Below are 14,103 nucleotides of genomic sequence, written 5' to 3' on the forward strand. Positions count from 1 at the left end.
TATGTCACCCTACCCTAATATGCAAAATACCGAAGTATGGAGATCAGCCCATTAAGCGCGAGTTGCAGAACGATCAGCGCTACAATTGGGGAAATATCCAGCACACCGAACAAAGGCGGTATAAATCGGCGAAACGGTCTTAGATATGGTTCCACTAATTTGCCCAGCCATTCACCGATGAAGCTTTCCCGCGCATTGGGAAGCCAAGACATCAATATGTAGACAATGACCATGTAAAAGTAAATCTGGTATAACGTGTACAACACGCTTTCAATCTGATACAAAAGTGGCTCACCTCATTCTGTTATAATCTTGCTCGCTGTCAGCCAGTATTTCCGTAATTGATCCCTGAATTTCAACCGTATCTGGCGTACAGAGAAAAATGTTTCCGCCGATTTTGGAAATACCGCCACCCAATGCATATACCGTGCCACTCAAAAAATCAATAACGCGCAGCGCTTGGTCCTGGCGAATTCGTTGCAAGTTCACCACAACGGTACGATGCGAACGCAGATGGTCGGCAATTTCCTGAGCCTCGTCATAAGAACGCGGTTCATACAGGACAACTTTAACATTTTTCTGGGAATGAATGCTCACCACATTATTCCCCCTTTGGTTTCTACGTTTATCGAGACTGGAGGTTTCAGCTTCCTGATGCTCAGCCTCATTTTCCTCCTGCGCAGCCATTCGTTCACGTTCCACAATCTCTTCCTCTTCCTGAAGTCCGAGGAAATTCATAAATTTATTCATTACGCCCATCGTGAACCCTCCTCTTTTCCTACGAGAATCGATCCTAGCCGTACCCAGGTTGCACCTTCTTCAATGGCCACTTCAAAATCATTGGACATCCCCATCGACAGCTCAGTCAATGGCTCTGCTGTAAGGGCTTGTCCATTCAATTGATCTCTCAGCTCACGCAATCCACGAAATACGGGACGCGTCAGCTCCGGATCTTCCTCATGAGGTGCCATAGTCATTAGGCCAACGACCTTGAGATTGTTGAACGAACGAATATCACGCAAAAAAGAACTTGCCTGTTCAGGCTGTAATCCATACTTGCTCTCTTCACCCGAAATATTCACCTGCAAAAACGTTTCCACTTGGATGCCAAGTGAAGCTGCTTTTTTATCCAACTCCTTCGCCAATGACAAACGATCCAGTGAATGTATGTAACGAAACTTGCCAATCACGTCTTTCACCTTGTTTGTCTGCAAATGACCGATAAAGTGCCAGGTACCCTGCTGACCAAAAGCTTCCCATTTGGCCTGTGCATCCTGCCACCGGTTTTCTCCAATATGCTCAAGACCATGATCCAGCACCGATCCCGTTGTTTCAAGTGAGACATATTTCGTGACCGCAATCACATTCACATCATCACGATGACGGTTACTGCGCCGACATGCATCCTCGATCTTCTGATTTACCTGTTGTATACGCTCCTCCAATGACACAGAGGGTCACCTCTCTTCCAGCCCAATCCAGCTCGCCATCCGCCCTGTAACACCATTTTCCTTCCGATAGGAGAAAAATAGTTCGGGATGACAACTTGTACACCATGTTGTACATTCGATATGATCCGGCATTATTCCTGCTTTCATCATAATGTGTCGATTACATTCTTTCAAGTTTAACATCGTTTTACCGTTATTCACGGCTCGATATGCTTGTTTAGAAGCAGAATCCTTGTATTTATCATTAACCGGGGAATCATCAAACCAAACCCGTACATGCTGCATGACCGCCTCATCCACTTCATAACAGCAATCCCCAATCGACGGACCGATTGCAGCTCGAATGTCCTGCCTACGGCTGCCATACTCCCGTTCCATCGTCTCCACCATGGATACAGCGATACCCGCGACTGTACCTTTCCAGCCGGCATGAGCAAGACCTACCGCCTGCTGCACAGGGTCATAGAAATAAAGCGGAACACAGTCTGCGTAGAAAGAAGTCAGCAGCACACCAGGCACATTCGTGACCAATCCATCCGTATCCTGCAACGCAGATTGACGATCAAGTAATCCTCTGCTCCGATCTTCAGCGGTAATTACAGCTACATGTTTGCCATGCACCTGCTCTCCACAGGTCCATGCTTCTGCTGCAAAACCAAGCTTCTCGGTTACAAGCCTACGGTTGTTAAGTACAACTTCAGGGGCATCCCCCACATGATAAGCACAATTGAGCGTAGCATACGGAACTTTTCCAACTCCACCATGCCTCGTCGTAAACCCGACTGACAGCTGTTCAAATTGCTGTATCCAGGGCTCAACATATAATAATAACGGATCAGGACCGAAATCTGAATTTGGGTTCTTGGTCCGTTCAAGTAATTCTTTATCCAATACAAAGGATTCCATTATCTCACCTCACCACTTCCAGTGTACCAAATGAGCCACATTCTGTCTCATTTATATCGTTCGACGCTGATTACGTTCCGACCGTTCAATGCGTTCCACACGCTCTGTGCGGTTATGCTGCTGTTCATCATACAGGCGCGCTTCGCGATCACGCTCGTCATACGTATTTTCCTTCACCTCCTCCATCTTCACCAGTATTACATCTGAACCAATCTTCACAATGTTTCTCCAGGGAATCACCAGATCCGTTCCCCCGCCAAAAAGACCCATAAAACGGCTGTACCCCGGCACAACAATCGCTTCAATTCGTCCCTGCTTCAGATCCAGCTCCAAATCACTGATCTGACCGAGGCGTTTACCATCCGTAATGTTAATGACATCCTTTGTCTGAAAGTCCGAGATTTTCATGCCTCGTGCCGCTACTTCGCTCGTATTTACTTTCATTCATTCCCGCCCCCTGTTATTCCTCTTCTGCCCGTTCTTCACGCTTCTATACAATATATGTTTCAGGGGCGAAAAATGTCCTGTTTTTCATCAAATGTGGAAACGGTCCAAAACAAAAAGACGACCAACGGTATACACTGCCCCGATTGATCGTCCTTCTGCCTTTGCATCGTGTTATGACTTTACATGTTTTTGCATCTGCTGTATCGCTGATTTCTCCAGACGTGATACCTGAGCCTGGGAAATGCCAATTTCATCAGCCACTTCCATCTGGGTTTTCCCTTCGAAAAACCGCATCGACAGAATCATTTTTTCCCGCTGACCAAGACGATGCATCGCTTCACGAAGTGCAATTTCCTCGATCCATGACACATCCTTGTTTCTGTCATCGCTGATCTGATCCATAACATAGATCGGATCTCCACCATCATGATAAATCGGTTCGAAGAGCGAGACCGGGTCCTGAATGGCGTCCAATGCAAAAACAACATCTTCCTTCGGCACATTCAGTACTTCCGCAATTTCGAATATCGTCGGTTCCCGGGAATTTTTATTCGTCAGGCTGTCACGGACCTGAAGTGCTTTGTAAGCAATGTCCCTCAAGGAGCGAGATACCCGAATTGGGTTATTATCACGCAGGTATCGACGGATTTCACCGATAATCATCGGCACCGCGTAGGTTGAAAATTTGACATTCTGGGATAAATCAAAATTATCAATGGCTTTCATCAGGCCGATGCAACCAACCTGGAACAGATCATCGACAAACTCCCCCCGATTGTTAAAACGCTGAATGACACTGAGTACCAGACGCAGGTTGCCATTCACTAATTTCTCTCTTGCTGAGCGATCATGGTGTTGCTGAAGGGAATGAAACAATTCCCGCATTTCAGTGTTGGTGAGGACAGGCAATTTTGCGGTGTCCACGCCACAAATCTCGACTTTGTTTCGGGTCATCGTGATTTACCTCCCAAGGAGAAACATTAATGTACATTATCTCCGGGGCAGGCTTTTTTATTCGTACTTGGCACCCTTGCCAGTAATACCCATTCTGACCAATGATGTATTTCAGACCATTTTATTAAACTCCTTGCGGAGTCTTTTAATGATTCTTTTTTCGAGTCGAGAGATGTAGGATTGGGAGATTCCGAGAAGATCGGCTACATCTTTTTGTGTCTTTTCTTCCCCATCCGTCAGGCCAAAACGAAGCTCCATAATCATTCGCTCGCGCTCCGTTAATTTTTCCAGTGCCTTGTGCAAAAGTTTCCGGTCTACCTGCTCTTCAATATTCCGATAGATTGTATCGTTTTCAGTACCCAATACATCGGATAATAATAGTTCATTTCCATCCCAATCAATGTTGAGCGGTTCATCAAAAGAAACTTCAGTTCGGATCTTACTATTACGTCTCAGGTACATTAAAATTTCATTTTCGATACAACGTGAAGCATAGGTTGCCAGTTTGATTTTCTTTTCCGGGTCAAATGTATTAACTGCCTTGATCAATCCGATCGCTCCAATGGAGACCAAATCCTCAATATTGATTCCTGTGTTTTCAAATTTTCGTGCAATGTACACCACCAGACGCAGGTTGCGCTCAATAAGCATCGCGCGAATGGCCGAGTCTCCCGAGGATAATTTTTGCAGCAAAAATTCTTCCTCTTCCCTTGTCAAAGGCGGCGGAAGTGCCTCACTTCCCCCAATATAATAAATCTCTTCACTTTTGAGTCCCAATAAAAATAACAGACGGTAATATTGCAGCTGCGCCACCAGTTTCCATTTCACAAGCATGTACGTTCCTCCTATACCACATTCAGCGGCTTTTCTGTTGCTCCCGCAGAGAGAGCCGTAGACTGCGCAGAAGCAGCGTCTTGCACAAGTTCAGGATGAATCACGGCCTGGTATTTCCCATCCGACGACAAAACACCTCCATCCAGCCCAATAAGTACCCTTGTCGTCTCATAACATGTTTCCTCCATCGTCACCTTCACCCGGTCCGGCTTCATTGCCAGCATAAACGCAGTCCCTTTGTTAATGCCCCGATAAGGCACCAGCCGCAGTCGATCCTGCCACTGAAAACTTTCCTGATCAAGCTCCAGAATAAGGTTGTCCGGCGCCTCGTCCTTGAGTCTACCCTTCCATGAAGCGGGTAACATGTCTTGCCATAACGAAACCTCCATTACCATGACCGGCATGCGCGATAAGGGATCTGTGAGTTGATTGCCCGTATCCAGAAGGCCTGTACAAGAAATGACTACCTCATCGATGCAGACCTCAACTTTACCCAAATAGGTCGTCATGCGATCCGTTTTCCGTTTTGAGCTCTGCACAGCTTTGAATAAAAACAGGATAGAAAAAAATACGATAAACGTGAACCAGAAAGCAATTTTCAGATCAAATGACATACCGCCAGAAGCCGTGAACCAAATGCCGTTAAACAACTCACCGGAGCTCTGAAGCATGTAATGCACACCCAGAATACCTCCGGCAGCGACAAAATTAATCACATAGAAGGTACCGAGCGTCCTCGCAAAAGCCTGCAGACCTTTAAAACCAAAAGCAATCGTAAGCATGACCAGCGAGAACCCGAACTTGATCAGAAAGGTGAACATAAAATCAAACTCCGGTACAAACATCATGACCACGTATAATGCACCCACAATGGCTGACAGCAACCATCGCCACCACACCAGCTTTGTCTTGCGCATCCAGGCGGTCATTCCGATGAGTGCACCGTCAATACACAGGTTTGTCAAAAAAATTAGATCCACATAAACAACCAAAGTCTTCACCTGCCTGCGCGCAACATATCGAAATACCGGTACCCGATATCCTGATATTCATGAGCATATTCACAAGTATACGGAGCCCCCTGTTCAAAGTCTGTCTAATCATGGGGGTGTGGTTCCAACTTTTTTTGTCGGAATTGCTCAGGCCCTTTGTTCAGAATTTGTTCATTGCTGTATGCTATGATATCTAAATAAACAGAAAAAACCCGGTCGCTCCATAAGGAGTACCGGGTTTCCAATAAATTGATTTGCGTATTAATCGTTGTTATTATTGCGTGAACGATTGCGTAAAAATGTCGGAATGTCCAGCTGATCATTGCTCGGCTGATTTCCGAAAGGACGCAGGTTCGGCGAACGTGTATCCGTCGTCTCCGCTGTTGCTGGAGCTGGCTTACGTCCTGGTGGTGGTGGAGCAGGTTTATCTTCAAAACCGGTTGCAATAACCGTAACCTTAATCTCCTCTTTCAGGTCTTCGTCAATGATGGCACCAAAGATCATGTTTACTTCCGGGTCGGAAGCAGAAGTTACGATCTCTGCCGCTTCGTTCACTTCATACAGGGACAGATTAACGCCACCCGTAATGTTCATGATTACGCCACGAGCACCTTCAATAGAAGTTTCAAGCAAAGGACTCATAATGGCTTTCCGTGCTGCTTCTGCGGCACGATTCTCACCAGTTGATTCACCAATTCCCATAAGGGCTGAACCACGTTCGTGCATAATCGTTTTGACGTCAGCAAAGTCAAGGTTGATCAGACCCGGTACAGCGATCAAATCAGAGATACCTTGTACTGCTTGACGAAGTACGTTATCCGCTTGACGGAATGCTTCAAGCATAGGAGTCTTTTTGTCTACGATCTCGAGCAAACGATCATTAGGAATAACGATCAGTGTGTCAACTTTTTCCTTGAGAGCTTCAATACCTTGCTCTGCATGGCTGGAACGCTTGCGTCCTTCAAATGTAAATGGACGAGTTACGACACCAACGGTAAGTGCACCACACTCTTTAGCGATTTCGGCAATAACCGGAGCCGCACCTGTACCTGTACCACCGCCCATACCGGCTGTAACAAATACCATGTCTGCACCTTTCAACGTGTTCATGATCAGATCGCGGGACTCTTCCGCTGCTTTTTTACCTACATCCGGGTTGGCGCCAGCACCAAGACCACGAGTCAATTTATCACCGATTTGCAATTTATGCTCGGATTTCGCCAGGTGTAACGCCTGAGCATCCGTATTTACCGTAATAAATTCAACACCTTGTACACCATTTTCAATCATACGGTTGACTGCATTGCTTCCGCCGCCGCCTACACCGATGACTTTAATTTGAGCCAAGCTCTCCATCTCGAAATCAAATTCCAACATATTATTCCATCTCCCCCTCAATGTGCATGGATGGCCCGTCCAATTTTTGATTTGAACCGAATCAATTTCATATATCGACGAACGAAAGCGTTTATTTTAGTACCGGCGCATTCAGACGGCTTCAAGAATGTATGAAATGGATCCAACCTGTTATATAAATTCGCTGAACATATTCTTCAGCCGCTCGAACAGACCGGGTTTTTGCTCCGATTCCTGTGCCGTATTTGGCTTCGGACGGTTGGTCGGTTTCTTGTTGTTATTATTGTTGTTGTTATTTCCACCGCCGTTATTGATCGAGGGACGAATGCGCAAACTGCGAATTACACTGTGCAATATGCCGACTCCGCTTGTAAACCCGGGGTCACGCACACCAATATAATCCGGAACTGCAACTCGTACCGAAGCAGCAAGCTCATGCTGAGCGACCTGCAGAACCCCCGGCATAGAGACCGTACCTCCCGTTAGTATATAACCTCCAGGAAGCTCGTTGTAACCAAGACGCTTCACTTCTTGGGATATCATCTGGAATATTTCTTGAACCCTAGGTTCAATAATTGCTGCCAGATCCTCCTGTGAAAACTCCTTGTCTACATTACTGCCAATTCGGGTGACTTTGAACATCACATCCGCAGCAGCATCATCCAACCAGGCGCAGCCATATTTCAGTTTCACCTTCTCCGCCTGATCCGTTAACGTGCGTAAGCCATAGGCGATATCATTTGTTACGAATTCCCCACCTATAGGCAACGTTGATGTTGCAACAAGACTGTCTTCTTCAAAAATGGCGATGGTTGTTGCACCTGCTCCAATATCAACAAGCACTGAACCCATCGTTTTTTCATCTTTGGACAAAGCCAGTTGACCCGCTCCAAGCGACATGAGAACCAGATCGCTTACTTTCAGACCCGCTTTTTCCACGCAGCGCAAAAGATTATGTATCGCGGTTTTTGCACCCGTAATGATCGTTGCTTCAACTTCCAGACGAACACCAATCATACCACGGGGGTCCTGTATGCCCTCCAAGCCATCTACAACATATTGCTTGGCGACAACATCAATAATTTCCCGTTCCGGCGGAACTGCAATGACTTCGGCTGCTTTCAACACCCGTTCCATGTCTTCTTCTCCGATTTCACGATCCTCGTTAGACACAGCCACGACGCCGTGACTGCTCATCAGTCCGATATGATTTCCCGAGATTCCAACATACACTTCGGATATTTGAATACCTACCATACGTTCTGCATGATCCACTGCGTTGCGAATCGACTGCACCGTCTGATCAATATCTACGATTACACCTTTGCGAATTCCCTCCGAGTCGGCAGATCCAACTCCTATAATATTAAAGGTTCCATTATTCATTTCCCCAATAATAGCGCGAATTTTGGATGTACCGATGTCCAAACTAACAATGATGTCATTGTTGCTCAAGTCTGTGGCACCTCCTGACTCCAATAGTAAATTACGTTCGAATTTAAACACTCTTAAAACATATTCAACACACTTCAGGCTTTCCCTCTTTTTTCTACAATGTTTTTGGGTGTCAAAATCTGGTTGCCAGACATAAAACATTGAAGAAAAAAGAAGGAGGCAACTCATGTGCCATAAGTTCAAGTGTATCATTTTTTCTTCATCTCAGAAAGAACAAGTTTCATTGCTCTGACGGGGTCAAACCCCGACCTGCCTAGGCTTTCATATTCAGTCCAGCCTAATGATGGCAAAGATCAGGGGCTTGCTCCTGGTTCAGCATCATCTTCCGGGTCATCCGGGATGAAAGGGACATAGGTATCTGCCTCAAGCATGGTGATTTTCCCAGGCCGTTCGGTCTCAATCACCTGATTCAGATACTCCACTTTATCCGATAAAAGAGAGACGGTTGTAATCACTTCAAACTGCGATTTGGTATACATCCGAATCTGATCCGGAAATGAAGGCGTTGGATTCGGAATAATTTCCGAAATATCCGTCGTCAATTCATTCGGAATTTTAGCCAGTGTCTGGCTCAGTTTGGCTTTGAGTGGATCATCAGCCTTCCATTGGGTCAATATGGGCTTCTCCACAGCAACACCAATTGTTGCCGGAACCGTCAAGCTTGTCCCACTGGCTAATATTGCTTTTAGCGTACCGTCAGAACCAAGCTCATAAGCAACCGTGGCATATTCCTGAACCTTGATATGGATAATCCCCGGAAACTTTTTGTCCACGGTAACGGTGGAAATCGCCTTGATAGTCTTGAGACGCTCAATAACCTCGGCAGTACTTGTCCCAAAAAATTGTTCGCCTTCTTTCAGTCCGCTTTTCTCCAGCAGTTCTGAAGTTGCTGTATATACATTACCCGTAATTTCAATTGCCGAAATCCGACTCATGGAAGAACGAAAGAATAATACAGCCAGCAATACAATAAATAATAATAAGAGAATAATTACAATTTTGCGGCTTGTGTTTCCTTTTGGCCGATTCTTCTTCAGAACCGGAATTTGACTTTTAGGCATAAGTAGCGCTCCACAAAGCCTCAGGTCCCCTCCCTTCAAGAAGGGGACGCCAAGGACGTTAATTGGCAAAATCCAACTGTTTCGAAACGGGCGACTGTCGCTCAACCGATGCTCCAAGACTTTGGAATAACTTCTCGATCTGATCGTAGCCCCGGTCAATATGATGCACTTGCTCCACAACCGTTTTGCCTTGAGCAGCCAGACCAGCAATGACCAGAGCTGCACCTGCACGAAGATCGGTTGCTTCCACTGTAGCCCCGTACAGACGGGGAACACCACGGATAAATGCTGCGTTCAGATCGACTGAAATATCAGCCCCCATCACATTCAGTTCATCCACATGTTTGAACCGGCCCTCGAATACCGTTTCCTTCATCACACTGAATCCGTCTGCCAGACTGAGCAGCACCATGATTTGCGATTGCAAATCTGTCGGAAACGAAGGATACGGAGAAGTCACAATACGGTCTACTGATTTGGGACGGCTCATACAGCTCACCGTCATTATATCATTGCAGACTGTGATTTGAACACCAGTGCGCTTCAATACATGTATAAGTGAAGTAAGATGAGCAGGATTGCAGTGTGTAAGCGTAACATTGCCTCGTGTTGCTGCTGCTGCAATCATCACGGTTCCGGCAACGATTCGATCCGGTATAATCTCATAGGAACAAGGTTTCAGTTTCTCAACGCCATTGATCGTGATTGTATCCGTTCCTGCACCAATAATGCTTGCACCCATAGCATTCAAAAAGTGTTGCAGGTCCTGGATTTCAGGTTCTCTTGCGGCGTTGCAGATGGTTGTCGTCCCTTTAGCCATAACGGCTGCCATCATGATATTCTCCGTCGCTCCCACACTCGGGAAATCCAAATGAATATCTGTACCCACCAGATTGTGCCCATGACAGATAATCTGTTGGTCCTGCTCTTCAATCAAAGCTCCGAGCGCTTCCAGGCCCCGGAGGTGAAGATCAATTTTGCGTTCTCCAATGGCACAGCCTCCTGGCTGATACACTGACACTTGCCCAAACTTAGCCAGCAATGGTCCCATCAAAAAAATGGAAGAGCGCATCTGCTTCATTAGATCTTCTGGCACATCATATGACCGGATAGACGAGGTATTAATCGTCACTGTTCCCTGTTCATGCCGACACGTGCATCCAAGCCGTTCCAGGATATACAGCATCACTTCAATGTCCAGCAAGTGTGGAACGTTATGCAGTGTAACTTCTCCATCTGCCAACAAACTTGCGGCCATAATCGGTAAAGCGGCATTTTTTGCTCCATGGATGCGTATGGATCCTGAGAGGGGTTTCCCGCCTTCAATCACCAATTTGTCCAATGTATCACCTCCGGGGTTTACCGCTCACCCACTACGAAGACTTCCGGTACCAGGTTAATACCGTTTTGAGATGATATAGTGCTCTGTATCTGCTGCATTAGGGTGATAACGTCCTCTGCTGTTGCTTGGCCTGTATTAACAATGAAATTGGCATGCATGGTGGATACCTGTGCGCCTCCCTGGGTCATTCCTTTCAGCCCTGCTGCTTCAATCAGGCGGGCTGCATGATCACCCGGTGGATTTCGGAACACACTACCTGCACATGCCATCTGCAGTGGCTGTGTGCGGCGCCGGCGGTCTTTGTAAGCCGCCATCGTTTCCGAAATGACGTTGCGCTCTCCATGCTGGAGTTCAAATGTAGCTTCCAGCACAATGCCTCTCCGATCATGCAGAACAGAGTGGCGATAGGCAAAATCCATGTCCTCCTTGCTGTAACGTACCAATTCCCCTGTCTCCAGTACAATCTCAGCGAATTTGAATATCCGTGACACATCCGATCCATGCGCGCCTGCATTCATGTATACGGCTCCACCGACAGTGCCGGGGATACCGCTGCCGAATTCCAGACCGGTCCATTCCTTTTTGGCAGCAACCACACTGAGTTTAACAAAAGAATGCGCCGCTCCGGCGGTTACACCGCCTTCGTGAAATTCGGCATAATCAAAGCCCTCGCCTGGTTTCACCACAACACCACGTATTCCTTTGTCTGACACCAGCATGTTTGAGCCCCGTCCAAGTTGCATCCACGGAATCTGAAATGTGTGAAGCAATTGAACGAGATTCATCATCTGCTCTTTATTCTCCGGAATGACCAGTGCATCCGCAGGACCGCCGATCTTCCATGTGGTGTATTTGGCTAGCGATTCGTTTTCAAGAACTCTGCCAACATTATTCTGGGATAGTAACGATATCCACTGATGCATGTTTGCTTCCTCCTTTGCTTCAAAACCGATGAGCACGGTATGTTCTGTTGTTACAAACCGTGTTCTGGCGCCATGGAACGATGGTCACGATTTATACGGTATCTTATGTCAGCCCCGTCTTGTGTGTGACAATCGCCCACAATCACACTTTATCGGCGTGCAGCAAGACGCTGAATTTCATGAACAAGCACTTCAGCTGCATCGGGTTTCCCCAGTTTCCGGGAGGCTTCAGCCATTCGTTTGCGTCCCGATTCATCATTCATAATCTTGGCGATGGCTTCATACAGGACTTTGCCTGTAAGATCCTTCTCCAGCATCGTGAGTGATGCGCCTCCACCCTCAAGCGTGCGTGCATTGGCTTCCTGATGATTATTAGTCACGTTAGGTGACGGAATCAGGATCGAAGGAATACCCAGTGATGTAATCTCCGCAAGGAATGATGCACCTGCGCGGTTTACAATCAAGGATGTGCAGGCAAGCACCTCAGGCATATTATGCACGTAAGGCAGGACATGCAGGTGGTTTGGCATCGTACCCAATGAGCTGCGAATGGCTTCACGCGTTTCATCAAAATAGGTATCCCCTGTAACGTAAACTACATGTACATCATCCAGTTGTTCCAGCAATGGAGCCATGTCCACCATGGCCTGATTGATTGCTTTTGCCCCGCGACTGCCACCAACCACAAGAACAACACGGCTGTTCATCGGTACACCTAATGTGGCAAAACCACGATCACGGCTAGCTTGGGCTACCGTAGTCGCTCGCGGATTACCGGTGTAGATCACCTTTTTTGCGCCGGAAAACGATTTTTCAGAACCTTCAAAGCTAACGGCAACCGTGTCCACATAACGCATCAAAAATTTGTTCGTCAGACCAGGGATGGCGTTCTGTTCATGAATTATACTCGGAATCCCCAGTTTTGTTGCTGCATATACCACAGGTCCACATACATATCCACCTGTACCAATCACAACATCCGGTTTAAACTCCTTCAGCATTTTTTTGGACTTGCGTACACCTTGAATGAAACGCATGACCGTTTTCAGGTTGTCGATGGACAATTTCCGCCGAAAGCCCGTAATATCAATGGATTTAAAAGGAATATTTTCTTGGGGAACCAGCTTGCTTTCCAACCCTCTGGTTCCTCCGATGTATAGAAATGTCGAGTCCGGATTCTCCGCCTCGCATTGTCTTGCTATGGCAACGGCCGGATAGATATGTCCACCCGTACCGCCACCGCTTAGAACGACTCGCATCGCATAGTCACCTCGCATAACGGGATAAATTCACTAAAATGCCCAGTGCTGTGAGCATGAGGGTCAATGATGACCCGCCGTAACTGATCAGAGGCAATGTAATGCCTGTAACAGGCATCATGCCAATGACAACACCAATGTTAATAATGACCTGTACGGCGACCATACCTACGATACCAACACCAAGCAGACTGCCGAAGGCATCCGGAACGGTCATGGCTACACGCATCCCTCTCCACACCAGCACCAGAAACAACAATAATACAATCATTCCACCTATAAAGCCGAGTTCTTCGGCCAAAATACTAAAAATAAAGTCCGTTTGCGGTTCAGGTACATAACTGTACTTCTGCCGGCTCATACCCAGTCCCAATCCCGCCAGTCCACCAGGACCAATCGCGTATAAGGATTGAATGATCTGATATCCGGCACCCAGCGGATCGGACCACGGGTCCAAAAACGCTGTGATACGCTGCAGCCGATAGGGTGCTGCTGCAATCAAAGCTGCAAACCCGGCTACGCCGCCAAGAGCAAGCAAGCTCAGATGTTTCATTCGCGCTCCGGCTGTGAAAATAATAAGCATCGATGCACCCATCATCACGGTGCCAGTCCCCAAATCAGGTTGCAGCATAATAATCCCAAAAGCCAAACCAATCAATCCCAGCGGTGGCAGAAGCCCCGTTGTGAAGGTTTTGATTTTGCCCGGTTCCTTGCTCAGCCAGTGAGCGAGAAACAGAATCATGCCCAACTTCATGAATTCTGAGGGCTGAATACCGAACGAACCAATGCCCAGCCAACTTCGTGCACCACCGCGAACCACACCAATTCCAGGAATGAGCACCCCAATGAGCATAATAAAACAGGCAATCAATATAGGCTTGGCATATTTCCTCCACACCCGGTAGTCTACATTAGCAGTTACGAACATGGCCACAAGCCCAAGCACCGCAAACAGGGCCTGTCTTTTTACAAAATAAAATGAATCGCCATAGTCATGAAAGGCAAGCACCGAGCCCGCACTATATACCATAATAATGCCGATGGCAAGCAATGCCAAAATACAAATCAGCAACCAAATATCTGGTGCCGGTCGCGTCTGTTTCATCAGGAGGCCACCCCTTGC

The 14,103-nt window shown here is 47.0% G+C and carries 15 protein-coding genes; all 15 read right to left on the bottom strand.

The window, feature by feature from the left end:
• Positions 1-14: 14 nt before the first annotated feature.
• Positions 15-284, bottom strand: coding sequence for a YggT family protein (locus tag MHH25_RS20915; protein ID WP_036674839.1), 270 nt, complete (start codon positions 282-284; stop codon positions 15-17).
• A gap of 7 nt (positions 285-291) precedes the next feature.
• A complete protein-coding gene (locus tag MHH25_RS20920) occupies positions 292-759 on the bottom strand; it encodes a cell division protein SepF (RefSeq protein ID WP_036614853.1) in 468 nt (155 codons plus the stop codon).
• Positions 750-1,451: a YggS family pyridoxal phosphate-dependent enzyme gene (locus MHH25_RS20925; protein ID WP_036614854.1), complete on the bottom strand. Its 702-nt coding sequence runs from the start codon at positions 1,449-1,451 to the stop codon at positions 750-752. Before MHH25_RS20925 ends, MHH25_RS20920 begins: the two co-directional genes overlap by 10 nt.
• A 6-nt stretch (positions 1,452-1,457) precedes the next feature.
• Positions 1,458-2,357, bottom strand: coding sequence for a peptidoglycan editing factor PgeF (gene pgeF / locus MHH25_RS20930; protein WP_340017954.1), 900 nt, complete (start codon positions 2,355-2,357; stop codon positions 1,458-1,460).
• 51 nt (positions 2,358-2,408) lie between these two features.
• Positions 2,409-2,801, bottom strand: coding sequence for a YlmC/YmxH family sporulation protein (locus MHH25_RS20935; RefSeq protein WP_340017955.1), 393 nt, complete (start codon positions 2,799-2,801; stop codon positions 2,409-2,411).
• A 174-nt stretch (positions 2,802-2,975) separates the two neighbouring features.
• Complete coding sequence (gene sigG / locus MHH25_RS20940; RefSeq protein WP_017687309.1) at positions 2,976-3,758, bottom strand: RNA polymerase sporulation sigma factor SigG; 783 nt, start codon at positions 3,756-3,758, stop codon at positions 2,976-2,978.
• Positions 3,759-3,869: 111 nt separating this feature from the next.
• Positions 3,870-4,592, bottom strand: coding sequence for an RNA polymerase sporulation sigma factor SigE (gene sigE, locus MHH25_RS20945; protein WP_017687308.1), 723 nt, complete (start codon positions 4,590-4,592; stop codon positions 3,870-3,872).
• An 11-nt stretch (positions 4,593-4,603) separates the two neighbouring features.
• Positions 4,604-5,584, bottom strand: a complete 981-nt coding sequence (gene spoIIGA, locus MHH25_RS20950; RefSeq protein ID WP_047843746.1) for a sigma-E processing peptidase SpoIIGA — start codon at positions 5,582-5,584, stop codon at positions 4,604-4,606.
• Positions 5,585-5,845: 261 nt separating this feature from the next.
• Positions 5,846-6,961 (bottom strand): cell division protein FtsZ, encoded by a 1,116-nt coding sequence (ftsZ, locus tag MHH25_RS20955; protein WP_017687306.1) that lies wholly within the window; start codon positions 6,959-6,961, stop codon positions 5,846-5,848.
• Positions 6,962-7,111: 150 nt separating this feature from the next.
• Positions 7,112-8,395 (bottom strand): cell division protein FtsA, encoded by a 1,284-nt coding sequence (ftsA, locus tag MHH25_RS20960; protein ID WP_036614863.1) that lies wholly within the window; start codon positions 8,393-8,395, stop codon positions 7,112-7,114.
• Positions 8,396-8,688: 293 nt separating this feature from the next.
• Complete coding sequence (locus tag MHH25_RS20965; protein WP_036614865.1) at positions 8,689-9,456, bottom strand: FtsQ-type POTRA domain-containing protein; 768 nt, start codon at positions 9,454-9,456, stop codon at positions 8,689-8,691.
• Between the two features lie 58 nt (positions 9,457-9,514).
• Positions 9,515-10,798, bottom strand: a complete 1,284-nt coding sequence (murA, locus tag MHH25_RS20970) for a UDP-N-acetylglucosamine 1-carboxyvinyltransferase (RefSeq protein ID WP_036614867.1) — start codon at positions 10,796-10,798, stop codon at positions 9,515-9,517.
• 17 nt (positions 10,799-10,815) lie between these two features.
• Complete coding sequence (murB, locus tag MHH25_RS20975; protein WP_076328088.1) at positions 10,816-11,721, bottom strand: UDP-N-acetylmuramate dehydrogenase; 906 nt, start codon at positions 11,719-11,721, stop codon at positions 10,816-10,818.
• Positions 11,722-11,870: 149 nt separating this feature from the next.
• Positions 11,871-12,980: an undecaprenyldiphospho-muramoylpentapeptide beta-N-acetylglucosaminyltransferase gene (gene murG, locus MHH25_RS20980; RefSeq protein WP_124116020.1), complete on the bottom strand. Its 1,110-nt coding sequence runs from the start codon at positions 12,978-12,980 to the stop codon at positions 11,871-11,873.
• A gap of 7 nt (positions 12,981-12,987) precedes the next feature.
• A complete protein-coding gene (spoVE, locus tag MHH25_RS20985; protein WP_100527061.1) occupies positions 12,988-14,085 on the bottom strand; it encodes a stage V sporulation protein E in 1,098 nt (365 codons plus the stop codon).
• Positions 14,086-14,103 lie beyond the last annotated feature (18 nt).

The organism is Paenibacillus sp. FSL H3-0457 (assembly GCF_037981725.1).
GTDB classification, from domain to species: domain Bacteria; phylum Bacillota; class Bacilli; order Paenibacillales; family Paenibacillaceae; genus Paenibacillus; species Paenibacillus amylolyticus.